This window comes from Arthrobacter sp. KBS0702 (assembly GCF_005937985.2).
GTDB lineage: Bacteria > Actinomycetota > Actinomycetes > Actinomycetales > Micrococcaceae > Arthrobacter.
In genome coordinates, this window is sequence record NZ_CP042172.1 from 178,157 (window position 1) to 201,009 (window position 22,853).

The 22,853-nt window shown below is 68.8% G+C and carries 25 protein-coding genes; 15 read left to right on the top strand and 10 right to left on the bottom strand.

Going from position 1 to position 22,853, the window contains the following annotated elements:
• Nucleotides 1–151: 151 nt before the first annotated feature.
• The 4 genes from FFF93_RS00845 (at nucleotide 152) to FFF93_RS00860 (ending at nucleotide 3,025) form a co-directional block, all read left to right on the top strand.
• The gene (locus FFF93_RS00845) at nucleotides 152–655 is read left to right on the top strand and encodes a MarR family winged helix-turn-helix transcriptional regulator (protein ID WP_138767754.1); all 504 of its coding nucleotides are present in this window, start codon (nucleotides 152–154) and stop codon (nucleotides 653–655) included.
• Between the two features lie 110 nt (nucleotides 656–765).
• A complete protein-coding gene (locus FFF93_RS00850; RefSeq protein ID WP_138767753.1) occupies nucleotides 766–1,068 on the top strand; it encodes a hypothetical protein in 303 nt (100 codons plus the stop codon).
• A gap of 20 nt (nucleotides 1,069–1,088) precedes the next feature.
• Nucleotides 1,089–1,988, top strand: coding sequence for a serine/threonine-protein kinase (locus FFF93_RS00855; RefSeq protein ID WP_261375229.1), 900 nt, complete (start codon nucleotides 1,089–1,091; stop codon nucleotides 1,986–1,988).
• Nucleotides 1,989–2,200: 212 nt separating this feature from the next.
• Nucleotides 2,201–3,025: a putative protein N(5)-glutamine methyltransferase gene (locus FFF93_RS00860; protein WP_138767752.1), complete on the top strand. Its 825-nt coding sequence runs from the start codon at nucleotides 2,201–2,203 to the stop codon at nucleotides 3,023–3,025.
• A 21-nt stretch (nucleotides 3,026–3,046) separates the two neighbouring features.
• Here FFF93_RS00860 and FFF93_RS00865 read toward each other — a convergent pair whose 3' ends face one another.
• The 5 genes from FFF93_RS00865 to FFF93_RS00885 all read right to left on the bottom strand — a co-directional run bounded on the left by FFF93_RS00865 (nucleotide 3,047) and on the right by FFF93_RS00885 (nucleotide 6,180).
• On the bottom strand, nucleotides 3,047–3,469 hold the full coding sequence (locus tag FFF93_RS00865; protein WP_138767751.1) for a hypothetical protein: 423 nt from the start codon (nucleotides 3,467–3,469) through the stop codon (nucleotides 3,047–3,049).
• Nucleotides 3,470–3,577: 108 nt separating this feature from the next.
• Nucleotides 3,578–3,841 carry a GlsB/YeaQ/YmgE family stress response membrane protein gene (locus FFF93_RS00870; RefSeq protein WP_138767750.1) on the bottom strand — a complete coding sequence of 88 codons (264 nt, stop codon included), beginning with the start codon at nucleotides 3,839–3,841 and terminating at the stop codon, nucleotides 3,578–3,580.
• A 206-nt stretch (nucleotides 3,842–4,047) separates the two neighbouring features.
• The gene (locus FFF93_RS00875) at nucleotides 4,048–5,019 is read right to left on the bottom strand and encodes an aldo/keto reductase (protein ID WP_138767749.1); all 972 of its coding nucleotides are present in this window, start codon (nucleotides 5,017–5,019) and stop codon (nucleotides 4,048–4,050) included.
• An 18-nt stretch (nucleotides 5,020–5,037) separates the two neighbouring features.
• Nucleotides 5,038–5,247, bottom strand: a complete 210-nt coding sequence (locus tag FFF93_RS00880; RefSeq protein ID WP_138767748.1) for a dodecin — start codon at nucleotides 5,245–5,247, stop codon at nucleotides 5,038–5,040.
• Between the two features lie 81 nt (nucleotides 5,248–5,328).
• Nucleotides 5,329–6,180, bottom strand: coding sequence for an SGNH/GDSL hydrolase family protein (locus tag FFF93_RS00885; protein WP_395858403.1), 852 nt, complete (start codon nucleotides 6,178–6,180; stop codon nucleotides 5,329–5,331).
• Nucleotides 6,181–6,343: 163 nt separating this feature from the next.
• Between FFF93_RS00885 and FFF93_RS00890 the strand changes: the two genes are divergently transcribed.
• Entirely contained in the window at nucleotides 6,344–6,601 is a 258-nt protein-coding gene (locus tag FFF93_RS00890) for a metal-sensitive transcriptional regulator (protein WP_138767747.1), read from the top strand.
• A 25-nt stretch (nucleotides 6,602–6,626) separates the two neighbouring features.
• Here FFF93_RS00890 and FFF93_RS00895 read toward each other — a convergent pair whose 3' ends face one another.
• On the bottom strand, nucleotides 6,627–7,337 hold the full coding sequence (locus tag FFF93_RS00895) for a FadR/GntR family transcriptional regulator (protein ID WP_138767746.1): 711 nt from the start codon (nucleotides 7,335–7,337) through the stop codon (nucleotides 6,627–6,629).
• A 147-nt stretch (nucleotides 7,338–7,484) separates the two neighbouring features.
• On the opposite strand from FFF93_RS00895, the gene FFF93_RS00900 reads away from it, so the two are divergent.
• From FFF93_RS00900 to FFF93_RS00935, 8 genes are all read left to right on the top strand, one after another.
• On the top strand, nucleotides 7,485–9,068 hold the full coding sequence (locus FFF93_RS00900) for a four-carbon acid sugar kinase family protein (protein ID WP_261375230.1): 1,584 nt from the start codon (nucleotides 7,485–7,487) through the stop codon (nucleotides 9,066–9,068).
• A gap of 29 nt (nucleotides 9,069–9,097) precedes the next feature.
• Nucleotides 9,098–9,991, top strand: coding sequence for an NAD(P)-dependent oxidoreductase (locus tag FFF93_RS00905; protein ID WP_138767744.1), 894 nt, complete (start codon nucleotides 9,098–9,100; stop codon nucleotides 9,989–9,991).
• Between the two features lie 117 nt (nucleotides 9,992–10,108).
• Nucleotides 10,109–11,575 carry a GntP family transporter gene (locus tag FFF93_RS00910; RefSeq protein WP_138767743.1) on the top strand — a complete coding sequence of 489 codons (1,467 nt, stop codon included), beginning with the start codon at nucleotides 10,109–10,111 and terminating at the stop codon, nucleotides 11,573–11,575.
• Nucleotides 11,575–12,453: a class II fructose-bisphosphate aldolase gene (locus FFF93_RS00915; RefSeq protein WP_138767742.1), complete on the top strand. Its 879-nt coding sequence runs from the start codon at nucleotides 11,575–11,577 to the stop codon at nucleotides 12,451–12,453. Before FFF93_RS00910 ends, FFF93_RS00915 begins: the two co-directional genes overlap by 1 nt.
• Before the next feature lie 90 nt (nucleotides 12,454–12,543).
• A complete protein-coding gene (locus FFF93_RS00920; protein WP_138767741.1) occupies nucleotides 12,544–13,908 on the top strand; it encodes an acyltransferase in 1,365 nt (454 codons plus the stop codon).
• Nucleotides 13,905–14,249 (top strand): GNAT family N-acetyltransferase, encoded by a 345-nt coding sequence (locus tag FFF93_RS00925; RefSeq protein ID WP_138767740.1) that lies wholly within the window; start codon nucleotides 13,905–13,907, stop codon nucleotides 14,247–14,249. The genes FFF93_RS00920 and FFF93_RS00925 overlap by 4 nt, the downstream gene beginning before the upstream one ends.
• Nucleotides 14,250–14,331: 82 nt before the next feature.
• Entirely contained in the window at nucleotides 14,332–15,123 is a 792-nt protein-coding gene (locus FFF93_RS00930) for a hypothetical protein (RefSeq protein ID WP_138767739.1), read from the top strand.
• Nucleotides 15,124–15,155: 32 nt separating this feature from the next.
• A complete protein-coding gene (locus FFF93_RS00935; RefSeq protein WP_138767738.1) occupies nucleotides 15,156–15,944 on the top strand; it encodes an SDR family oxidoreductase in 789 nt (262 codons plus the stop codon).
• 13 nt (nucleotides 15,945–15,957) lie between these two features.
• On the opposite strand, the gene FFF93_RS00940 is transcribed toward FFF93_RS00935, so the two are convergent.
• The 3 genes from FFF93_RS00940 to FFF93_RS00950 form a co-directional block, all read right to left on the bottom strand.
• Nucleotides 15,958–17,025: an FUSC family protein gene (locus FFF93_RS00940; RefSeq protein WP_138767737.1), complete on the bottom strand. Its 1,068-nt coding sequence runs from the start codon at nucleotides 17,023–17,025 to the stop codon at nucleotides 15,958–15,960.
• 208 nt (nucleotides 17,026–17,233) lie between these two features.
• Nucleotides 17,234–18,823: an MFS transporter gene (locus FFF93_RS00945; protein ID WP_138767736.1), complete on the bottom strand. Its 1,590-nt coding sequence runs from the start codon at nucleotides 18,821–18,823 to the stop codon at nucleotides 17,234–17,236.
• Nucleotides 18,824–19,077: 254 nt separating this feature from the next.
• Nucleotides 19,078–19,596 carry a GNAT family N-acetyltransferase gene (locus FFF93_RS00950; RefSeq protein WP_138767735.1) on the bottom strand — a complete coding sequence of 173 codons (519 nt, stop codon included), beginning with the start codon at nucleotides 19,594–19,596 and terminating at the stop codon, nucleotides 19,078–19,080.
• Nucleotides 19,597–19,727: 131 nt separating this feature from the next.
• Between FFF93_RS00950 and FFF93_RS00955 the strand changes: the two genes are divergently transcribed.
• A complete protein-coding gene (locus FFF93_RS00955; protein WP_138767734.1) occupies nucleotides 19,728–19,955 on the top strand; it encodes a hypothetical protein in 228 nt (75 codons plus the stop codon).
• Nucleotides 19,956–20,027: 72 nt separating this feature from the next.
• Nucleotides 20,028–20,285 carry a hypothetical protein gene (locus FFF93_RS00960; RefSeq protein ID WP_138767733.1) on the top strand — a complete coding sequence of 86 codons (258 nt, stop codon included), beginning with the start codon at nucleotides 20,028–20,030 and terminating at the stop codon, nucleotides 20,283–20,285.
• 29 nt (nucleotides 20,286–20,314) lie between these two features.
• On the opposite strand, the gene FFF93_RS00965 is transcribed toward FFF93_RS00960, so the two are convergent.
• Nucleotides 20,315–22,831, bottom strand: coding sequence for an ATP-dependent DNA ligase (locus tag FFF93_RS00965; protein ID WP_138767732.1), 2,517 nt, complete (start codon nucleotides 22,829–22,831; stop codon nucleotides 20,315–20,317).
• Nucleotides 22,832–22,853: the final 22 nt, after the last annotated feature.

Consider the following 22,853-nt stretch of genomic DNA (forward strand, 5'->3'; position numbering starts at 1 on the left):
CTCCTAGTGCCACAGCGCCCCAGCGTCGTCTAGGCAAAATGATGGCCCTAGGGGAGACCACCGTCAATGGCCTTAGACAACTTTCCAATTGATGGAGTCAATGCCATCCATTGCAAGTTCGTCTAGTAATAAGTCAGGCTAGGATTGACGGATGAACTCCGACAGCGCCTCCAGCTCAGGGTACTGGTACGGTCCCGACGAGCGCCTAGATGCCCCGGCGGCCGTGCTGCACGCCTTGAGGAGCTACCGGGCCGCCGAGGTGGCCACCCGCCGTTCCACCCGGGACTCCATGGGCATGGGCGAGACGGACCTGCTGGCATTGCGGTACCTGCTGCGTGCCCAGGCCACGGGGGAGCGGGTCGGGCCGAAAGACCTCAGCCGCACCCTGGGCATCACCACGGCCTCCACCACCTCCCTGATTGACCGGCTCGTCGGGAGCGGCCACGTCCGCCGCGAGCCGCACCCCACGGACCGGCGCTCCCTAGTGATCGTCCCGACCGCCGTCACCGACTCCGAGGTCCGCGCCACCCTTGGTGAAATGCACCGCCGGATGCTGGCCGTTGCCGAGTTGTTGAGCGCCGAGGAAAGCCGCATCATCGTGGGCTTCCTCCGCCGCATGACCGAAGCCCTCGACGGGCAGTCGGAACACCCCTGAGCCCGCCGCGCAGGACGGTGCACAAGTATCTAGCCTCGACAACTAGCTAGTCCGGCTAGTGATATGTATGCTTACTACTTGTGTCAGATAATCGTGTGCGTGGAGGAGTCGTGACTGAGTTGTTGACGATCACCGGAACCCCGGGAGCCGGTGCGGCCCCCTTGGCTGCGCCCCGGTCACCCGCAGAGCCGGGCGCCGTCGCGCCCGCGCTGCCCCTGAATACGGCGAGCCCTGCGCCCAGCCATTGCGGTACGCCGATGGAGTGGACGGCGCCGGTGCGGGACGCCATGTCCGTTTATTCGTTCGACGCCGGCAACGGCTCCGCCGACCTTCCGCCCGTGTGGCGCTGCTCCTGCGGATTCCAGCTCGATGGCATCGTCCATACCTCCAACGCGCTGCTCGCACTTTCGTGAGTGCGGCTCCAGCCGCGGCGGTGGCACTTCCCTCCGCCGTCCCGGCCGCCGCTGTCCCCGCCGCGGCCGGCCTCGACGCCAAGATCCTGCCGCTGCCGGACGCCCCGGAGGGGCGTTTCCTGGTCCACGAACTCCTGGGCCGCGGCGCAACCGCCACCGTCTTCCGGGGCACTGACCTTTCCAATGACCGCCCGGTAGCCATCAAGGTGGCCGAGGGGCCGGCCGAGAAGGACGCCAGCCGGATCCGTGCCGAGGCACGCATGCTCGCCTCGCTGGACCACCCCGCCGTCGTCCGTTTCATCGCCGCGGGCACTGTCCCCGGCGGAGACCAGTGGGCGGGACGTCCGTTCCTGGTTGAAGAATTTGCCTACGGCGGAAGCCTGGCCGAGCGGATCCGCGGCGGCGCCTGCGCCCCGGAGGATGTCGCCGGCTGGGCTGCCGCCGCGCTGTCCGGGCTCGGGCACGTGCACGGCCGCGGGCTGGTCCACCGAGACATCAAGCCGGCGAACATCCTGCTCAGTGAGCTGCGGCGGTGCTCCGTGCGGCTCGCCGACTTCGGCATTGCCACGGCGGCCGGCGCGCAGCCGGAACCCGGCGATTCTTCGGGAACCGTGCACTACATGAGCCCGGAGCAGGCGGCCGGGCAGCCCGTCCTGGCTGCCAGCGACATCTACGCGCTGGGGCTGGTGCTGCTGGAGTGCCTCACCGGCGTGAAGGCCTATCCCGGGACGCCGGTCGAGTCGCTGGTGGCCCGCACGCTGCGGGGCCCTGCTATCCCAAGCGAACTCGGCACGGGCTGGGTGTCCCTGCTGACGGCCATGACCGCGATGGATCCCGCGGCCCGGCCCTCGGCTGCCGCGGCCGAGAAGCTGGCCACCAAGCTTTCCCGGCCCGTCCCGCCGCTCCGGCTGGTCGGCTAGGAATCCGAAACCGCGAACGCGGAGGGCAGGCAGGCACGGATTCGTGCCTGCCTGCCCTCCGCGTTTCCTCCGGCTGCCGCCGGCACCCCGCCCGAGCCAGCGCTTGCACATCGATTTTCCAGCACAATCGCAGGGGTGTCTGGGCGCGGCTTGGATAGCATGGGGCTTCCAGGACCTGCTGCCGGCACGCGCGGCGGAAAGGGAGTCATTTCATGCAGACAATCCCCACGCAGCGCCCCGACGTCGTCGGCCGGCTCCGCGCCGCCGGCTGCGTGTTCGCCGAGGATGAGGCTGCCCTGCTGGTCGCCGCCGCGGCCACCGCCGAGGAGCTGGAGTCGCTGGTCCGGCGGCGGGTGTCGGGGCTGCCGCTGGAGCACGTGCTGGGGTGGGCGGAGTTTTGTGGCCTCCGCATCGAGGTCGACCCCGCGGTGTTTGTCCCACGCCGTCGCACCGAGTACCTTGTCCGGCTGGCAGCCCGGCTCCTGCAGGCGCGTGGGGCGGCCGGGACGCCTGTTGTGGTGGACCTGTGTTGCGGTTCGGGGGCCGTGGGGGCCGCGCTGTCCGCAACGGCCGGGCCGCTGGAGTTGCACGCCGCCGACGTCGACCCCGCTGCGGCGGCTTGTGCGCGGCGCAACCTGCAGCCGCTGGGCGCCGCAGTCCACGAAGGCGATCTGTACGGCCCGCTGCCGGAACGGCTCCGCGGGCGCGTGGATATCCTGGCCGTGAATGCGCCCTATGTCCCGTCGGGAATGATCGGAACCATGCCGCCAGAGGCGCGGTTGCACGAACCGCGTGTTGCCCTGGATGGAGGCCCGGACGGGCTGGAGTTGCAACGGCGAGTGGCCGCCGCGGCGCCGGAATGGCTGGCGCCGGGCGGCCACCTGCTGATCGAGACGAGCCGGCGGCAAGCGCCGCAGACTGTCGGGATCCTTGCCGGGAACGGGCTCTCCGGACGTGTTTTCAGCTCACGGAAACTGGATGCCACCGTGGTGCTTGGCAGCGTCCTGGCCGGCCCCGCGGCCGGAACTCCGCGCTGAGGGTTCCGATGCCCGGATCCGTCAGTGCTTCTCCGGGTCCACGTTGGTGGCCGGCCCGGCGGGCGTAGCGCCGCCTTCATCGGACCAGTCCTGACCGGTCGTGTCGTTCAGGGCCGGATCCGAGGCGACATCCGCGGGGGCGTCCGCCGCCGCTGTCGCAGCCGCGTGGGCGCCGCCGGACGTTCCGGATGCCGCGTCGTCCCGGCGGACAGCGGAGCTGATCACAGTGCCTGCGCGGCGTGCGGCCTCGGTCAGCTGGCTGGAAACCTCGGGGGCCTTTTCCTTGACCGCCTCAGCCGCGGCGGCCACCTTGTCTTGGACCGGCTGGCTTTCCCAGAGGCCTGCTGCCCTGGCCTTGAGTTTTTCGTAGGCGGCCCGCCCCGAGCGGGACCCAAGGACGTAACCTGCTGCGAGTCCGGTGCCGAAAAGAAGTTTGGCTTTCATGCTGTACTCCTGCTCTTGGTGCTCTGGAAGTCGTATTCGAATACTGTCCGGTGCCAAAAAACCGGCCCCGGGAAATAATCCCGGGGCCGGTTTTCCGGTCGCTCCGTTTTAGCGGTGCGAGCGCTTGGTGATCATGCCGTAGACCAGCAGTACGATGATCGCACCGCCGATCGCCAGCAGCCACGTCGTCAGCGAGAAGAATTCCTGCAGTCCGGTGCCGAAAAGTGCGCTACCGATGAGGCCGCCCAGCAGGGCGCCCACGACGCCGAGGATCAGCGTGATGACCCAGCCACCGCCCTGACGGCCCGGCAGGATAGCCTTAGCGATTGCGCCGGCAATAAGACCCAGAATCAGAAATGCGAAAAAACCCATTTTTATCGGCCCTTCTCTTTCGTTGAGGAGACACCCGGGTTGCCGGGTGCGCTTCATCCTTCTGCCTAAATACTAATCATGCTTACTATCAAAACGCCACTCGGCGCGCCGATAATTTTCGCAAATCCTTGAATTGGCGGGGGAATTTAGCCCATTCCGCGTCCGGAGAACGTACCAACATGGCCCGGGGCAGGCCGAGTCAGGGCCTACCAGGCGTAGTCCTCGGGGGCGGTCCGGTGGCCGGGGAAGATTGAATCCAGTCGCGTCAGGGCCGCCGCGTCGAGCTTCAGCGCAAGGGCCGCGAGAGCGGCGCCCAGCTGCTCCGGCGTGCGCGGGCCGACGATGGGCGCCGTCACGGCGGGCTGGTGCAACAGCCAGGCCAGTGCCAGCACCCCGGGCTCCTGGCCGAGCTCGTCCGCGAAGTCCTCATAGCGGCGGATCTGGTTCCGGTGCTTCTTGAGGGCCTCCAATGCGCGGCCCTGGGTGCGACGGACGCCGTCGTCCTCCTTTTTGAGCACCCCGCCCAGCAGGCCGCCGTGCAGTGGGGACCACGGCAGGATGCCCAGGCCGTAGTGTTGCGCGGCCGGAACCACCTCGCGTTCCGCGTCACGGGTCAGCAGGTTGTAGATGGATTGCTCGCTGACCAGGCCGTAGGAGTTCCGGCGGGCCGCGGCCTCCTGCGCCTGGGCCAGGTGCCAGCCGGCGAAGTTGCTGCTGCCCGCATACACGATTTTGCCCTGCTGCACCGCGACATCCACGGCCTGCCAGATCTCTTCCCACGGGGTGTTCCGGTCCACGTGGTGGAACTGGTAGAGGTCGATGTGGTCGGTCGCGAGGCGCTTCAGGCTCGCATCGAGGGCGCGGCGGATGTGCAGGGCGGAAAGCCTGGATTCGTTGGGCCGGTCCTCCATGGTGCCGTAAACCTTGGTGGCGAGCACCGTCCGCTCCCGGCGCTCGCCGCCCTTGGCGAACCAGCGGCCCAGAATTTCCTCGGTCCAGCCCCGGTGCTTGGAGCCGCCGTAGACGTTGGCCGTGTCAAAGAAATTGATGCCCGCGTCCAGCGCGGCATCCATGATCGCGTGGGCGGCCGACTCCTCTGTTTGCGGCCCAAAATTCATGGTGCCCAGGCAGAGGCGGGAAACCTTCAGGCCCGAGCGGCCCAATTGGCTGTACTGCATGGGCGGTCCTTCCGGACGTTAACGCTCCAGCCGGAACCCGAGTTTGATCGTCACCTGCCAGTCGGCTACCTGGCCGTTCTCGAGGTGCCCGCGGATCTCCTTGACCTCGAACCAGTCCAGGTTCCGCAGGGTTTTTGAGGCCTCCGCGATGCCGTTGCGGACGGCGGCGTCGACGCCTTCATTCGAGGTTCCGACAATTTCAGAAATGCTGTAGGTGTGATTAGACAACTTCGCTCCTCGTGATCGTCATCGGTCTGCAGTCTCCGGCCGGGGCCGTCCCTGCAGAGTAGCCGACAGATCGCGGGCGGACTAGGGGCGGCCCGCATTGCCCGGCCAGCCGAAGACCGGGCCCGGCTCGGGCCGTTTCGGGGCGGGCGGACCGTTGCCGGCGCGCGGCCGGACACGCTGCATCATCCAGGGCAGCAGGTAGTGCGTGGCCCAGGCGAGGTCGTCCGCCCGGGTCGCGCGCCAGTTGCCGGCCGGCAGTGGCTTGGGTTGCAGCGGCTCCAGGGTGTGCGGAACGTGCAGCGTGTCCAGCACCATTCCGGCGATCGTATGGTGGCCGAGCGGGGAGAAATGCAGGCGGTCCGGGTCCCACATCCTGGGGTCGCTCAGCTGCCGCAGGGTCCACAAGTCGGCGATGACGCCGTGGTGCCGGGCGGCGATGGTCCGGATGTTCTCGTTGAAGACCGCCACCTTGCCGCGGATGTGGCCGAAGACCGGGGTATCCCCCCAGTCCGGCCCGGTGAACAGCACGACGGTCGCCCCCGTGGCGGAGAGCGCCGCCACGGCGTCATCGAGGCTGGCAGCCAGCCGGTCCGGATCGCGGCGGTGGAAGACCAGGTCGTTGCCGCCGGCGGAGAGTGTGACGAGGTCCGGTTTCAGGGTGATCGCCGGGCCGAGTTGCTGGTCCACGATCTGCTGCAGCACGAGGCCGCTGATGGCCAGGTTGGCATAGGCAAAATCGTTTCGCGCTGCACTGAATTCCTCGGCGATCCGGTCGGCCCAGCCCCTCATCCCGCCGGGGTTCAGGGGCTCGGGATCGCCGAGGCCGGCGGTGAAGGAGTCTCCCAGGGCGACGTAGCGTTTCCAGGGCCCGGAGCCGGTGGTGGTGGCACCTTTTCGAGCGTCTGCCGGATTGATGAAGCTGGCCGCGTTCACATCCCCAGCATTACGCCGGAATCCACGCCCCCGCTAGGTACTTACGTCCCCTAGCGGGCGGGATTTTCGCGTCAGGGCACCCTCCGGCATACCACCGGGGGTATGCGAAATACCAAGGGGGGTATACCATGGAAAGGAATCCATTTACTCCGGGAGGCCACCCATGGAACTCGATCCCACTGACATGAAGTCCGTTATCAACCGCCTTCGCCGCGCCCAGGGCCAGCTCGCCGCGGTCACGCGCATGATTGAAGAAGGAAGGGACTGCAAGAGCGTCGTCACGCAGCTTGCCGCGGTCTCCAGCGCCCTGGACAAGGCCGGCTTCTCCATTATCGCCACCGGCCTGCAGCAGTGCATGCAGCAGGAGGATCCCAGCCTGGACCGGGCCGAGCTCGAGAAGCTTTTCCTCTCGCTCGCCTGATTCCTGCAGGCTGTGACCCGGCCGGTCAGGCCCGGGGTTCTGCCAGGACGTAGGCCTTGAGGTCGTCCAGGGTCTGCCGCATGTGGGCGTCCATCGCGTCCCGTGCCCGGTGCGGATCTCGCGTCGACAGTGCCTCTACGATCTTGCGGTGATGCCCGATCGCGTGCGCCTGGATTTCGCGCACCTCGGAGGTCTGGGTCCGCCGCTTTTCCAGCACCCGATGCAGCGGCGCGAACAAGACAGCCACAAAAACGTTCTCCGACGCGCGCAGGATCAGGTCGTGGAAGGCCAGGTCCGCCGCAACGAACGCCGCGACGTCGTGCTTCTCATGTGCCTCGCGCATCGATTCCACCTGCCCGCGCAGGGTTGTGAGGTCGGCCTCGCCGATCCGGCCGGCTGCCAGCTCGCAGGCGCCCGTTTCCAGCATCCGGCGCAGTTCGATCAGCTGGACGGCTGCCGCGGCGTCATTCTCGCCCTCGGAGGCCGCCCGGAGCACGGCTTCCAGTGAGGCCCAGCGGCTCAGCGGGTTCACAAACGTTCCCCGGCCACGCTCCACGCTCAGGATCTGCTGGGCTTCCAGGGTCTTCATCGCCTCGCGGACCGTCATCCGGCTCACGTCGTGGCGGGCGCTCAGCTCCAGCTCGCCGGGGACGGACGCCCCGGGCGGAAATTCGCCGGCAATGATGCGGTCCAGCAGTTCATCTGCCACGACGCCGACCAACGATTTCCTAGCCAATTTTCCCCATCCGCCGTCACCGAGTTACCTGACTGACCAGTCTACTTGCGCGCCTCTGTGCCGTGTGCCACACTAGCAGTCAAATGTTAGATGTCAGACATCTTACAAATCATCACATCGCCGCAGAGTTCCCACAATGGAGTGCAAGTGCCCTTTGAAGCAGAGCCTTTTGAAGCAGAGCCTTTTGAAGCCGACGTGCTGGCCGCCTTCCCGGCGGAGGTCCGGATTCCCGCGCGGACCGTCGCTGGCGCCCTCGCCGCCGCGTCCGGGGCGTCACCCCGCATCCTGGTGGTCCTCGACGACGACCCGACCGGCACCCAGTCCGTCGCGAACCTGCCGGTCCTTACCCGCTGGGATATCGAAGACTTCAGCTGGGCGTTCACGCACCGGATCGATGGCCGCCGCCCGGACGCCGTCTACGTGTTGACCAACACCCGCAGCCTGGACCCCGCCGAGGCGGCCGTCCGCAATGAGGAAGTGGTCCGTAACGCCCTGGCGGCGGCCGAGCTCCTGGCCGACGGTGTCAGTTCCAGTGGTGCCGGTTCACCCGGTGTCAGTTCCAAGCTGCGCCTTGGGTTCGTCAGCCGCAGCGACTCCACGCTCCGCGGCCACTACCCGCTCGAGCCGGACACGATTGCGGCCACCATCGCAGCAGCCAGCGGCGAGGCGACGGACGGCGTGGTGATCGTGCCCGCGTTCCCCGACGCGGGGCGCGTGACGATCGGCGGCGTGCACTTCATGCGCGGCACCGGCACGAACGAAGGCCGGCTTACCCCCGTGGCGGACACGGAGTTCGCCAGGGACGCGAGCTTCGGCTTCGCGAACTCCGAACTGGCCAAGTATGTCGAAGAGAAGTCCGGGGGCCGCTTCCCTGCGAAGTCGGTGATCGTACTGACCCTCGACGTCATCCGCGCCGCCGGTCCGGACGGTGACCCCGAGGTTTCGGCCAAGGCGATCGCCGACGCCATCGACGCGGCCACGCACTCCACCCCGATCGTCGCCGACATTGTCACCGAAAACGATTTCCGTGCCCTCGCCCTGGGCCTCGAGGAAGCCGAGCGCCGCGGCAAGAAGCTGCTCTACCGTGTGGGGCCGCCCTTCGTGCGCGGCCGCATCGGCCAGGACATCCGTCCCGAGCTCAGCGGCGAGGAGGCCTACGCGGGCAACACCCCCTCAGACGCCGGCGGCCTGATCGTCGTCGGTTCGCACGTGGGCGTGACCACCCGCCAGCTCAAGGCACTCGTCGAGCAGCATGGCGCCGCCCGCATCGTCGAAATCGACGTGGAGAAGCTCCTGGGCGGCTCGTCCGAGGACTACCTGGACGGCATCGTCCGCACCGTCGTGGAGTCCCTGCACAGCGCCGACGTCATCCTGCACACCAGCCGGCTGCTCATCAAAACGGACGACGCCGCGGAGAGCCTGCGGATTGCCCGCACGGTGTCCGCCGCCGTCGTCGCCGTGGTGAACCGAACCCTCAAGACCTACCCGCCGCGCTTTGTCATCGCCAAGGGCGGCATCACCTCCTCGGACGTGGCCGCCCTGGGCCTGGAAATCCGCCACGCGATCGTCCGCGGCCCCATGCTGCCGGGCATCGTCAGCCTGTGGGAGCCGGTGGACGGTCCGGCCAAGGGCATCCCCTACGTCGTCTTCGCCGGAAACGTGGGCGACGACGAATCCCTCGCCCAGGTCACCCGCAAGCTCAGCAACACCTTCTCCCCAGCTGCCCCTTAACCCAACAACACCCTTTCAACGGAGAAACCATGAACTACCAAGTCACCGTCCTCGGTCTGGGCGCCATGGGACTGCCCATGGCCACCCGCCTGGCCTCCCAGCTGACCGTCCACGGCTTCGACATCGCCGAGCCGCGCCTGCGCCTCGCCGAAGACGCCGGGGTCCGGACCTTCGCCTCCGCCCGTGCGGCAGCGGAGGGGGCCGACGCGCTGCTCCTGGCGGTGCGCAACGGCGAGCAGCTCGACGACGTCCTCTTCGGCGACAACGGGGTCGCCCCGGTGCTCAAGCCTGGCGCCGTCGTCATCCTCGGCAGCACCGTCGGCACCGACGCCATCCCCGCCACCGTTGCCCGGCTCGCCGAATACGGCGTCTCCCTCGTTGACGCGCCCCTCTCGGGCGGACCCCAGCGTGCCGGCGAAGGCGATCTGCTGATCGTCGTCGGTGCCGAGCCGCAGGCGCTGGAAGCGGCCCGGCCCGTTCTGGAACTGCTCGCCTCCACCCTGACCATCGTGGGGGACAAACCCGGTGACGGCCAGGCGCTCAAGACCGTCAACCAGCTGCTCTGCGGGATCCACATCGCCGCCGCGGCCGAGGCGATGGCGCTCGCGGACGCCCTCGGCCTGGACCAGGCCAAGACGCTGGCGGCCCTGGAAGCCGGCGCCGCCGGGTCCTTTATGCTTTCGAACCGCGGTCCCCGCATCCTTCAGGCCTACGCGGAAAGCGGCGCTGAAGTCCTCAGCCGCCTTGACATCTTCGTCAAGGACATGGGAATCGTCGGCAAGGCGACGCGGGCGGCCGGACTCGCCGCGCCGGTGGCCGCCGCCGCCGAACAGCTGTACCTGCTGGGCCAGGCCCAGGGGCTCGCTGCCGCCGATGACTCCGCGGTCATCAAGGTTGTCGCCCCCACCAGGCGCACCGCCTAATCCACCGATCCGCCCGGACCCCCGGGTTCCCCCAACCCGACGACGCCGGCGGCGTCCGCCGTCGTCGGCCACAACACCCGCTCACTGGCTAGAGTGACGTCAAAGGAGACACTCCGCATGAATCCCCTGCTCAATTCCCTGATGGTGCGCGCGGCCGACGCGCCCGTCATCAAGCCGGCCGTGGAGCTGGGAACTCCGCTGCTGCTCACCATCGCGGTCGCCGGCGTCGCCCTGCTGCTGCTGATGATTATCCGGTTCAAGATCCAGGCCTTCGTGGCCCTGCTGACCGTCAGTGTCCTGGTGGCCGTGGCCGCGCAGATCCCGCTCAAAGACGTCTTCACCGTGGTGGCCAACGGCGTGGGAAGCACCATGGGCAAGGTGGCGTTGCTGATCGCCCTCGGCGCGATCCTTGGCCGGATGATCGAGGTCTCCGGCGGCGTGCAGTCGCTGGCCGACCACTTCACTGCCAGGCTCGGTGCCCGGCGGGTGGCCGTGGCCCTCACCGCCGTCGGCTTCCTCGTCGCGATCCCGGTGTTCTTCGAAGTCGGCATCATCGTCCTGGTGCCGATCGTCTACGCCTTCGCCAAGATCGCCAACGTCCATCCGGTGAAGTTCGGCCTGCCCATGGCCGGCATCATGCTGGCCATCCACGTGGCCGTTCCCCCGCACCCCGGGATCGTTGCCGGCGCCGGCGTGCTCGGGGCCGACATCGGACTGATCGCGCTGATCTCGCTGGTGATCTGTGTGCCGCTCGGCTTCCTGTCCTACTTTGTGGCATCCATCATGAACCGCAAGGACTACGAGCTCCTGCCCTCCGTCAAGGCCCAGGTGGATGAGTTCGGCTCCGCTTCCCTGGTGCGGGTCGGCCACGATGGCCCGGGCAGCAAAGCCCTGGCCGCGCCCCGGCCCGGGCTCATCATCTTCCTCATCGCCACCCCGATCGCGCTGATCCTGCTCGGCACCGTGGGCACCCTCGTGATCGACAAGAACAGCTTCTGGTACGGCGTCGCCTCCTTCGTTGGCACACCCGTGTTCGCCCTCCTCGTGGCCGTTGCGCTTTGCTTCTTCCTCCTGGCTGTCCGCCGCCAGTGGTCGCTGACGGAAACCGGCGAAATCTTTGAAGGAGCCTTGCCCCCGATCGCTTCCATCCTGATGGTGGTCGCAGCCGGCGGCGTCTTTGGCAGCGTCCTGCAGGTGAGCGGAATCGGCAAGGCACTTTCCGAATCCCTCGACACCCTCGGTGTGCCGCTGCTGCTGCTGGGCTTCATCATCTCCCTGGCCCTCCGCGCCGCCCAGGGCTCGGCCACGGTCGCGATCGTCACCACGGCCGGCCTGCTTTCCTCCGCCCTGGCGGGCGGCGGCTACACTCCGGCCCAGATTGCCGTGATCGTCATCGCCATCGGCTTTGGCTCCCTCGGCCTCTCCCACGTGACCGACGCCGGCTTCTGGGTGGTCGTCCGGTACTACGGGCTGAGCGTGGCTGACGGCCTCAAGACCTGGACCGTGCTCACCACAGTGCTGGGTCTGGCAGGTTTCGCCCTGACGTTCGTGGCCTGGATCCTGGTGGGAGGCCTGAGCGCCTGATGCGTGTCCGTCTCGACTCCTTGGTCAGCGCAGCCCTGAAGCGGGGATCAGCCGTACCGGCCTTCACCTGCTACGACTTCACGACGGCGCTCGCCGTCGTGGCTGCGGCGGAGGACGCCGGCCTCGGCGCCATCCTGCTGGTCTCGCCGAGCACTGCTGCCACGCCGGCCGGGCTGCGGCTGATCGCCGCGTTGCGCGGCCTCGCCGACGTCGCCGGCGTTCCGGTGGCCGTCCAGCTGGACCACGCCTCCGATCTCCGGGTGATTGCCGACGCCGCGGCCGCAGGGGCGGACTCCGTCCTGGTGGATGGGTCGTCGCTGGATTACGAGGACAACATCGCCCTGGTCCGGGCGGCGCGCGCAGCCCTGGACGGCGCCGGCTTCGCCGGGGAGATCGTGATCGAGGCCGAGCTCGGCGGACTCGCCGGCGACGAGGACCGCGCCTTCGGAGCCGACGCCGCGGGCAATGCCCCGGCGCCCGGCACGGCGGGGCTCACCGACTCCGCGCAGGTGGAGGACTTTGTGGCCCGCACCGGCGCCCAGTTGCTGGCCGTCGCGGTGGGCAACGTCCACGGCAAATACCAGGGCGATCCTGAACTGCGCTGGGACGTGCTGCAGGACATCGCGGTGCGGACCCGCATTCCCCTCGTGCTGCACGGCGCCTCAGGCATCCCCGCGGCGGAACTCGTCAAGGCGGCCAGCATGAACGTGGGGAAGGTCAACTTCAACACGGAGCTGCGGACCGGCGTCCTGGAGACCCTCGAAACCCACACCGCAGCCCACCGGCGGGACGGCGAGAACCTTCAAGGACTGCTCTCCGAATGGGGCGCCGCGGCCGGGACCTTCGCAGCAACGGCACTGGCCACCCTCTCACGCTGACCCGCCGGCGGCTCTGGCCGCCGGCGGCGCCAGGGCCGACAATGGAGGCAAGACGGAGGGTTTGACGCTCACAAGCTCGAAGGGGGCGCGTTGGCAGATTCCGCACGCGGCCCACGGGCTCCACGGCAGCAGCCGGCGGACGGCGCGGCATTTGCTGTGCCGGAGCGTGACCTGGTCATCGACCTGACCCGGTTCTTCTGCCTCGCGCTGGTGGTCATCGGGCACACGATGATGGTGAGCCCGGTCCTGCACCCGGACGGCACCGTGAGTTCCGAAAACACCCTCGGCGACCAACGCTGGTTCGAGCCCGTGGTCTGGGTCCTGCAGGTGATGCCGCTGTTCTTCGTGGCAGGCGGCATCACCGGCCTGCATTCCTGGCGCCGGCTGCGGGGACAGGGCGGGAACGCCTTCGAGTTCGTCCAGGGCCGGCTGCTGCGGCTGATCCGGCCGGCCGCGGTCCTGCTGGCCGTGATGTTCACCGGCCTTTGGGCCGCGCGGCTCAGCGGCGTGGACCCCCAGGTGATCCAGCTGCTGGCCAGCGGCGCGGGCATGCCGCTGTGGTTCCTGGCAGCGTATCTGGCTGCGCAGCTGAACCTGCCATGGCTGGCCGCGCTCCACGTCCGCGCCCCCTGGCTGACCCTCACCGTCCTCGTCTCGCTCGTCGTGGCCGTGGACTGCCTCCGCGGGGCGCTGCCCCAGCTGGCCTACGCCAACATGGTGTTCCTGTGGTGCGCCGTGCAGCAGCTGGGCTTTCTCGTCGCCGACGGGAAGCTCCGGGGCCTCGGCCCCTCCGGGTTGCTCGGCATGATGGCGGCAAGCAACCTGGTGCTCGGCCTGCTGGTGGTGCTGCGCCTGTACTCGGGAAACATGCTCGTCAACCTCAACCCGCCCAATCTCACCCTGTTCCTCCTGGCGGTCTCCCAGGCCTCGGCGCTCCAGCTGTTCCGGCCCCTGCTGGCCCGGCTGGCGGCACTCGGCGGAGTCCGCAGTCTCCTGGCTCGTGCGGGCAGGCGTTCCATGACCGTCTACCTGTGGCACCTGCCCCTGCTCGCCGCCATGTCCGGACTGCTGCTGCTCACCGACCTGCCCCAGCCGGCCGGGGGGACCGCAGCCTGGTGGTGGACCCGGCCGCTGGTGCTGCTGGGCGTCATCGTCCTGCTGCTGCCGGTGCTGGCCCTGTTCGGTCGGCTGGAGGAACGGCCGACGGCGCCGGGCCACCCGCGTGCCCGGCCGGCCGCCGCCGTGGTGACGGCCGCCGGCGTCGTTTTCATCCCGGTCGCCGACGCGGCCCTCAACGGGCTCACGGTGGGGCTCCTTGGCGGCGGGGCGGCGTGCTTCGCGCTCGCCGTGCTGTTGCTGGGCCGCGTTCCGGCCCACAACACCGACGGAGGCGGATCCGGCGGAGCCGGACTGCCATTGCCACGCCCGCCATTAAGTGCCAATGTCGAACCATGACGGAGAACTCGGTAGGCACTGAAGACACGTTCGCTCCGGACGTCTCCACCACCCGCAATGATGCCCTGCACCGCTATGAACTGCATGTCGGCGGCAAGCTCGCGGTCCAGGCGCGCTACATCGACCGGCCCGGGCATGTGGACTTCATCCACACCGAAACGGCCGAAGAGTTCGCGGGCCAGGGGCTCGCCGGGGTGCTCGCACACTTCGCCCTGGACGACGTTGTTGCGTCGGGGAAGCGGATCATTCCGCACTGCCCGTACATCTACCGCTATCTGCGCAAACACGACGCCTACAATCAGTGCATCGACTGGCCGGAACAGGAACCTGCCGGGGCCTGACCGCTTGTGGCCCGCGCAACAACCTCGTATGGTTTAGCTTGAGTTATGCAGTTGGCTCAAGGACTTGTCATTTGGAGATCCCGTGAACCACAAACTGCGTGTGCTTGTCCGTGTTGATGCCGATCCCGGACAGGTGACCCTGGAAGTCACCGGCTGCCTGACCCAGGCAAACTATCCCGACCTGCTGCACATGATGCGGCGTGCCAGCCGCCTTGCGGCCGGCTCGGACGTCAGCATCGACCTGCACGGCGCCTCCCACCTCGACCCGGAGATCCTGCTTTACCTCCGGCAGCTCGCGGCGGCCCAGGACCCGGCGACCGGCCAGGACCCGGCCGCGCCCGGTGCCGGGGTCGCGGCCGCCGCCACCGAGGGCTTTCGCGTCACCCTGCAGGAGCCGGCCGAACTGCCGATCTGCCTCCTCCACGTCGGCTCGGACGGCGAGGTCCTTGCCGACCTGGACGTCGAGATCACCGGCAGCGTCAACGGCCGGGCCGCCGCCGACGTCGATGCTCTGGACTGCGCGGAAGCCGAACCTGCCGCCGCCGGACCGGACCTGATCGAGGGTCTCGAACTGTCCGACTACTTCGAGGGCACGATGGATCCTGCCGCCACCGTGCAGGCCCTCTCCGACGCAGCGCTGGGACAGCTGGCCGACGCCCTGTACCGCCACCTGGACACCCCCAGCCCCTCCTTCGGGGCGCACACCTGGTACGAGCTCGCCGCCGACGAGCTGCAGCAGCGCTACCAGGCCTCGGATGACCCCGCTCAGCAGAACGCCCCCGGCCTGTCCGGGTACGGTCGGGACCCCGCCCCGGACCCCGCCCCGGACAGCCCGGCCGGCGGCGAACTGGCCGCAGGGCCGGCCTTGGCCTGACCCCTCCCACGCGGCGCCGCTAGGCTGTGGCTATGAACACACCCGCTCACGGACCGTCCGCCACGGCCTCCACTGCCCTGATCACCGGCGCCACCGCAGGGCTCGGCGCCGAATTCGCCCGCCAGCTCGCGGAGCAGGGGCACAATGTGGTCTTGGTGGCGCGCGACGTGGAACGCCTGCAGGCCCGCGCCCAGGACCTGGAAAACCGCTATGGCGTCCGGGCTGAGGTGCTGGCTGCCGACCTGGCGGACGACGGCGGCGTGGCCGCCGTCGTCGAGCGCCTGAGTGATCCGGCGCGGCCGGTGGAGATCCTGGTCAACAACGCGGGAATGGGGTTGCTGCGTTCCTTCGCGGACAATGACATCGCCGAGGAAAAGCAGCACCTCAGGCTGCACGTCCAGACGGCGATGGAACTGACCCACGCCGCGCTGCAGGGGATGCTGCAAAGGCGCTCGGGCCGGGTCATCAACGTGGCGTCCGTGGCGGCGTTCCTGCCGCGCGAAACCTACTCCGCCGCGAAGGCCTGGCTGCTGAGCTTCAGCCGCTGGGCGAACCTCGCCTACGCCGGGCGCGGAGTGAAGGTGACGGCCGTCTGCCCCGGCTTCACGCACACCGAATTCCACGACCGGATGGGCATGGACAAAACGGTGGCCCCGCGGTGGATGTGGCTGCAGGCTGAACAGGTGGTCCGCGAAGGCCTGGCCGACAACGAAAAGGGCAAGGCCGTCTCCATCCCGAGCAAGCGCTACAAGATTCTCACCGCGGCGACGCGGGTGCTGCCGGCGCGGCTCGTGGCTGGCCCGCCGCGGCGCGCCAAGTAGGGGCAACGGCCGGCTACGCGCCAGCTGTCGCAGCGGACGGGCGGCGGCGCCGGATCAGGCCCACGACGGCGATCCCGATGCAGGCGCCGAGCAGGGTCTCGACCGCCCGCTCCGCCACCAGGAGACCCGGGTCGGCCGGGAAAGCCAGCTGCGTCATCAGCAGAATGACGGGCGTGAACGACACCATCGCAAGCCCGTAGTGCCGGGCCATAAAGAGCTCGGTGGTGAACTGCAGGACGATCACCAGGACGGCCAGGACGGCCGTCTCGTGGCCGGGGAATAGCCGCAGCGGCGACCACGCCCAGGGGAACAGCACCACGGCCACCACCACCAGGCCCAGCAGGGTGCCGACAATCCGGTGCACCCCGCGGTAGACGCTGCTTGGCAGGTCCGCCCCTGCCAGCGGAACGGCAGCCGCGGCCATCGCCCAGTGCGGGTGTCCGCTGCCGCTCACCACCCCGATGCTGCCGGCCGCAGCGACCGCTGCGAAATACCGTGCCGCGTGGATCCAGGCGGCACGACGGCGGATCCCGCGCAACGGCGGCACTGCACGCTCCGCGCCGCGTTCCCACACCCGGCCCCGGACCCAGCCGCCAAAGCCGACCGCGATGGAGAAGGCAGCCGATCCCGCACCGACCAGCAGCGCCAGCGGCCATGGGCCCGGGGTGGGGATGGAGGCGCACGCGCCGAGGGCGAGGATCCCGAAGAACGGACCGTTGGGTTTCAACCCCACCTTGTCCGCGAACAAGGACCCCGCGGCGGCCAGGAACGACTCCACGGCGACGAGCGTCCAGGAGTGGAGCTGGTTGACCGAGAGGAGGACGCCGACGCCCAGCCCGCCGAGCAGGACCAGGGCCGCCTGCAGCTGGTGCTTGAGCCGGAGCTGGTGGGGTTCGGAACGGCCGTACATTCCGGTGAGGGCGCCGAACACGGCGTAGATAATCAGGTCGGGCCGTCCGGCCGCGAGCAGCGTCAGCGAAGGCCCGGCCACACTGACGGCAACGCGCAGCGCCGAGACATGGTCGCGGTTTGCCGGTCCAAGGCGGTGCAGCACGCGGACGTGCCGCAGCAGGGACTGCATTCGGGCCTCCAGACGGTGCGGTTGCGGGTTGCAGATGTGGAAGGGATGCGTGCGGGCATCGGGCGCGGACAGTCGGGACACGGGGAGCTGCGTACCCGCCAAAGGCCCGCCCCGCACGCTTCCGGAACGGGAAACGCGCGCGACGGGCCTCTACGGGCGGGGCGCTTGGCTACGGGGCCGTCCGGTGGACGCTCCGGGCCGGTCCGGGTTAAGCCGGGGCCGGAACCTTGCCGGCGTCGCCTTCGGTGGCCTCTGCCGCGGTGAGCGGCATGTCCATGTGCTCGAGGTCGATCAACGGGTTCTCGTCCTGCGTCTCAACCAGCTCGCGGGCCTCGGCCTGGGTGTCCACGCTGGGCATGGAGCCCGGGAGCGGCATCTGGGCGGATTCCTTGAGGAAGTAGATCGCCACGGCGCCGATCGCCGAGGTGGCCATCAGGTAGTAGGCCGGCATCATGTCGTTGCCGGTGGCGTTGATCAGGGCCGCGACGATGAACGGCGTGGTGCCGCCGAAGATGGCAACCGAGAAGTTGTACGCAATGCCCATGGCGCCGTAGCGGCTGGCCGTCGGGAACTGCGCCGGCAGCGCCGACGCCAAGTTGGCCACGTAGAACGTCACCGGGAAGGCGATCAGGGCGAGGCCGGCCAACGTGGACCAGATCTCACCGACGCCGATCAGCAGGAATGCCGGGGTGGCCAGGACGACGGTGCTGATGGCACCGATCCAGAGCACGGGGCGGCGGCCGATCCGGTCGGAGAGCTTGCCGGTCAGCGGGATGCAGAGGCTCATGATGACCAGCACAGGGATGGTCAACAGCGTGCCGTGCACCTCGTCGTAGCCCTTGGACTCGGTCAGGTAGGTCGGCATGTACGACGTCAGGGCGTAGCCGGCGGTGTTGGCCGCGGCAACCAGGATCATGGCGACGATGATGGAGCGCCAGTAGGCCTTCACAATGCCCACCGGTCCCTTGGACGCGGCCGTGTCAGCGGCGGAGGCGTCCTTGGCGAGGTTCTCCTGGGCATCCAGGGTGGCCTGGAACTGGGGGGATTCCTCAATCTTGCTCCGGAAGTAAACAGCGATCAGGCCCAGCGGACCGGCCAGCAGGAACGGAATACGCCAGCCCCACTGCTCCATGGTGTCCTGGCCGAGGGTCAGCTGCAGCACGGACACCAGGGCGGCACCGGCGGCGAAGCCGAGGTAGCTGCCCATATCCAGGAAGCTGGCGAAGAAGCCGCGCCGTTTGTCCGGGGCGTACTCGCTCACGAAGGTGGTGGCACCGGCGTACTCGCCGCCGGTGGAGAAGCCCTGGATCACCTTGAACAGGACCAGCAGGACCGCAGCCCAGATGCCGATCTGGGCGTAGCCGGGCAGGAGGCCGACGGCGAAGGTGCTGGCCGCCATGATCATGAGGGTCGCGGCGAGAACCTTCTGCCGGCCGACCTTGTCGCCAAGCCAGCCGAACACAACGCCGCCGAGGGGGCGGGCGATGAAGGTGGCGGCGAAGGTGCCGAGCAGGAAGAGGGTCTGGACGGACTTGTCCGCCTCAGGCAGGAACACCGGTCCCATGGTGGTGATGAGGTAGCCGAACACGCCGACGTCGTACCATTCCATGGTGTTACCCACGATGGTGCCGCCGAGTGCTTTCTTAAGCATGGGCTGATCGACCACGTTGACGTCGGACTCGCGGAGTCGACGGCGGCGCAGCCGCGGTTTCTTGGCGCCCCTGGGTGCGCCTTGGTTAGTTCCGCTGGCGTTCAAAACGCCAGCTGAAGAGTCGGTGGTGCTTCGGTCTTTGGGCATTTGGGCAACTCCTGTGGAGGTCATTTGCTTGCGACTTATAGCTGCCCCGCTCCGGGCAGGATCTCAATTTTACGCGATTTCCATGGCGTTTCCGATTTCGGTGCCGTATGATCCGCCGTTTCGACCGCCGCTACGGGCCTTTGCGCGCTGACTCCGGGCGCGGTTTATCCGCGCCGTTCCTAGGAAGGAGGCGGTTTCGCGGATTGGCTGCCAAATTTTTTCGCGCCGGGCAGGATTCGGGTGCTTTGGGGCGCCTATTTGGCCGCTTTCGGGCTGGCCGCGCCCGGCCGCGCCAGGCGTAGTTCGGGCAGCTCGTACCACTCGGGCGGCAGCAGCCTGCGTTCCCCATCGGGCTGGAACCCGTGCTTGGCGTAGAAGGCACGGGCCCGGGGGTTGTCTTCGAGCACCCACAGGTAGGCGGGGGAGTCGCCGAGGGCCGACGCCAGCAGGGCGGCTCCGAGCCCGCTGCCGTAGGCGTGGTTCAGCGTGTAGAGCGAATACAGCTCCAATTCCCCGGGCCGGTCCGCGTCCCGCCCCGGGCCGGCGTCCGCGAACCCAACGATGTCCCCGTTTGCATCCACGGCGATCATCCGAGGCTCGGCACCGGCCAGGTGGGGCCGGCGCCGTTCCGCCCGCTCAAGGATGCTGGCGCGCCGGGCTTCAAAGAACGCCGCGGGCAGCTGGGACGCGTAGCACTGCTCATGGGCGAGGGTGTGCATCCGGACTAGGGCATCCGCATCGTCGGCAGTCGCGTGGCGAATCGTGTAATCCATGCGCCACAGCCTAACTTTCGTGCCTTCGCCGCCGTCGAACCCCTGTTCAAGCGGCGCGGCAACTGCCTATGGTGGACCCGTCGCCAGTGCCATCGCGAGCGTCATTTCGAGCCGAGCCGAGGAGAGCCTCCATGACAGACAAGAACGAGCCGGAGCAGCCCGGGACGCCCGGCGCGGAAGAACCCCCGGCGGCACCGACACCGGAAAAGGGCCTGAAGTCCCGCCTGACCGATGCCCAGAAGGAAATGCTCGCGAGCAAATCCCGCGGCGGCGCCGGATTGCCAAGTGTCGGCCGCAGCCATAAGCCCACCCACGCCAGCGGCAAGCAGGGTCCCGCGCAGAAGAAAGTCCGGTGGTAGCACCTAGAGACATCTCACCGGCGCCGACCTACGATTGTGGGACGCTTCATTTCATCGCAGAAAGGAAGAGCCATGGCGGATCATCACTCGAGAGAAGAGATCGAGCCTGAGGTTGCCAGTCACCTCGCGGAGTCCATGGACGAGGTTCCGGGCCCGGAAGCGAAACGCCCGGAGCCGCCCTCGCCGGAAGACGGCCATGAGTGGCCGGACGGCAGCGGGAAGCACCGCCATCCCAAGGACCGGGACGTGGTCCGCGGACAGCAGGCGCAGCAGGTGGCCGAAGCCGCCATCCACCGTCAAAGCCGCCCCGCCATCCCGCACCACGACTAAGCACACTGAGGGCCCGCCACGGCGGGCCCTCAGCTATGTTCGACGACGACGTCGGCCGGGGCCTTGTCCAGTCGCCAGCCCCGCCAGACCGGGTGGCGGAGCTTCCCGCTCGCCGTCCATTCGCCGAAGGTCACCTCGCCGACCAGCCTGGCCGACACCCAGCGGGCGTCGGCGGCGTCTTCCGCCGGAACCTCCGCGAAGGGCGACGTCTTGCGCGGGATGGCGTCCAGTTGCTGGCGCAGTTCCTGGAGCTCGCGGGTGCTGAAACCGCTGCCCACCCGGCCCACATAGCGCAACTTCGGCCCGTCCGGGATGCCCAGGAGCAGCGAACCGACCGATTCGCTGCGGCCGCCGTTGCCGGGCCGCCAGCCCCCGACCACCACCTCCTGGGTCTTCTCGAACTTCAGCTTGAGCCAGGACCGGCTCCGCTGCCCGACGTAGCGTCCGCCGGTGCGCTTGGCCATCACGCCTTCGAGGCCCAGCTCCTCGGCGCTTTCCAGGAGGTGCCCGACGTCGGCGTCGATCACCTCGGACAGCTGGACCGGGCAGGATTCTTCCCGGTTCTCGGCCCGGAAGCCTGCCGCGGCGAACGCCTCCAGGCGGTTCCGCCGCTCCCGGAGCGGGCGGCGCCGGAGGTCCTCGCCGCCCTCGGTGAGCAGGTCGAAGAGCATCAGCCGCACCGGGGTGGCGGCCCGCGCTTTCGCAACGTCGGCGGCCTTGCTGAGCTTCATCCGTCCCTGCAACAGCCCGAAGTCGGGCCGGCCGGACGGACCGACGGCGATGATCTCGCCGTCGGCGGCGAAGTCCTGCGGCGGCCAGCAGCCGCGGTCCGTCAGTTCCGGGTAGCTGGCGGACATGTCGTTGCCGTTGCGGCTGATCAGCCTGATCCGTTGCGCGTCGCCCAGGACCAGGGCGCGGACGCCGTCCCATTTGAGTTCGAACTGCCAGTCCTTGTCCGCGAGGTCCGCGGGCGTTCCGGCGCTGGCCAGCATCGGTGCCAGCTGCGCCGGATCCGGGGCGGGAGCGCTGCCGGCGGTGCCGCCGGCCGCTGTTTTTGCCCCTGCCGGCGGAGCGTCCTTGGGGGAGGGCGTGCGGGCCTGCCCCGGGGCGTCCATGAGGTGGATGAGCCATTGGTCGTTGGCCTGGCCGGTATGGATCAGCGCGAACCGCCGGGTCCCGCCCAGTCCTCCGTCCGGCTGCCCGGTGAGGGTGGCGATGACTTCCTTCCCGGCAATCCACTTCTCGCACTCGTAGTGCCCGCGGTCCCAGATGCTGACGGTGCCGGCCCCGTACTGCCCCTTGGGGATGGTGCCCTCGAAGTCCGCGTAGTCCATCGGGTGGTCTTCGGTCTGGACCGCCAGATGGTTGTTGGCCTTGGTGGTGGGGACCCCTTTAGGCAGCGCCCAGGACACCAGCACGCCGTCGCGCTCGAGGCGGAAGTCGTAGTGCAGCCGACTGGCGTGGTGCTCCTGGATGACGAAGCTCTCCCGGAGCGGCCCGCCGTCATTGCGGCCGCGGTGCTGTTCCGCCGTGAACGGCTCCGGCGTAGCCGCCGCGTCCCGCTTGGTCCGGTATTCCTCCAGCCGGGGGTCGGCGCCGCCGCCGTCGAGTTCAGCGGGGACTTCGGCCTCGGCTCCGCCCGGGACGCCGCCGTGCGCGCCGCCGGAGATGACCGCGAAGGGGTCCTTGCCGGACTTCACGCGCTTCATCACTTCCTCGTAGCCGAGCTGGCGCAGCGAGGGGGAGGCAAGTTCGCGCCAGGTGCGTGGTGCTGCCACGGTGGGCCGCAGCCTGCCGCGCAGCGAGTAGGGCACGATCGTGGTCTTGGCCGCGTTGTTCTGGCTCCAGTCCACCAGGACCTTGCCGGTGCGCAGGGTTTTCTTCATGTCGCTCACGGCCAGCTCCGGATGGTCCGCTTCCAGCGCACGGGCCAGTTCGTGGGCAAATTCCGAGACCTGGTCCGAGCTCTGCGTTCCGTCCAGAGCGGCGTACAGGTGGATGCCCTTGCTGCCGCTGGTCACGGGGACCGGCTCCAGGCCCACATCGTTGAGGATGCTGCGGGCCAGTGCGGCGACCTCCGCGCATTCGGCCAGGCCGGCGCCGTCGCCGGGATCCAGGTCCAGCACGAGCCGGTCCGGCGGCAGGGCGTTGCCGTGGGAATCCACCCGCCACTGCGGCACGTGGATCTCCAGGGCCGCTATTTGGGCCAGCCAGGTGAGCGTGGCCGGATCGTTGACCAGCGGGTACTGGATGGTGCGCTCCTTGTGGGTGATGGAGGCGCGCGGCACCCAGCCCGGCGTGGAGTGGTCCAGGTTTTTCTGGAAGAACATTTCGCCGGGCGCCTCGGCCGTTCCCACACCGTGGACCCAGCGCTTCCGGGTGGCCGGCCGGTTGGCCGCCGCCGGGATCAGTACCGGTGCCACCGCGGCGTAGTAGGCCAGGACATCGGCCTTGGTGGTTCCGGTCTCGGGGTACATGACCTTGTCCAGGTTGGTCAGCACCAGTTCCCGGCCGCCGACCCGGACGCGTTCCTTGCTCTCAGCCAAAACACTTCACCTCCGTGCGGCT

Coding starts and splice junctions, on each gene's coding strand:
- FFF93_RS00865 (WP_138767751.1), bottom strand. CDS start 3,469: ATGAAAGCCAAACTTCTTTTCGGCACCGGACTCGCAGCAGGTTACGTC.
- FFF93_RS00910 (WP_138767743.1), top strand. CDS start 10,109: ATGAATCCCCTGCTCAATTCCCTGATGGTGCGCGCGGCCGACGCGCCC.
- FFF93_RS00950 (WP_138767735.1), bottom strand. CDS start 19,596: ATGGATTACACGATTCGCCACGCGACTGCCGACGATGCGGATGCCCTA.
- FFF93_RS00905 (WP_138767744.1), top strand. CDS start 9,098: ATGAACTACCAAGTCACCGTCCTCGGTCTGGGCGCCATGGGACTGCCC.
- FFF93_RS00875 (WP_138767749.1), bottom strand. CDS start 5,019: ATGCAGTACAGCCAATTGGGCCGCTCGGGCCTGAAGGTTTCCCGCCTC.
- FFF93_RS00860 (WP_138767752.1), top strand. CDS start 2,201: ATGCAGACAATCCCCACGCAGCGCCCCGACGTCGTCGGCCGGCTCCGC.
- FFF93_RS00845 (WP_138767754.1), top strand. CDS start 152: ATGAACTCCGACAGCGCCTCCAGCTCAGGGTACTGGTACGGTCCCGAC.
- FFF93_RS00925 (WP_138767740.1), top strand. CDS start 13,905: ATGACGGAGAACTCGGTAGGCACTGAAGACACGTTCGCTCCGGACGTC.
- FFF93_RS00935 (WP_138767738.1), top strand. CDS start 15,156: ATGAACACACCCGCTCACGGACCGTCCGCCACGGCCTCCACTGCCCTG.
- FFF93_RS00870 (WP_138767750.1), bottom strand. CDS start 3,841: ATGGGTTTTTTCGCATTTCTGATTCTGGGTCTTATTGCCGGCGCAATC.
- FFF93_RS00955 (WP_138767734.1), top strand. CDS start 19,728: ATGACAGACAAGAACGAGCCGGAGCAGCCCGGGACGCCCGGCGCGGAA.
- FFF93_RS00940 (WP_138767737.1), bottom strand. CDS start 17,025: ATGCAGTCCCTGCTGCGGCACGTCCGCGTGCTGCACCGCCTTGGACCG.
- FFF93_RS00915 (WP_138767742.1), top strand. CDS start 11,575: ATGCGTGTCCGTCTCGACTCCTTGGTCAGCGCAGCCCTGAAGCGGGGA.
- FFF93_RS00890 (WP_138767747.1), top strand. CDS start 6,344: ATGGAACTCGATCCCACTGACATGAAGTCCGTTATCAACCGCCTTCGC.
- FFF93_RS00945 (WP_138767736.1), bottom strand. CDS start 18,823: ATGCCCAAAGACCGAAGCACCACCGACTCTTCAGCTGGCGTTTTGAAC.
- FFF93_RS00960 (WP_138767733.1), top strand. CDS start 20,028: ATGGCGGATCATCACTCGAGAGAAGAGATCGAGCCTGAGGTTGCCAGT.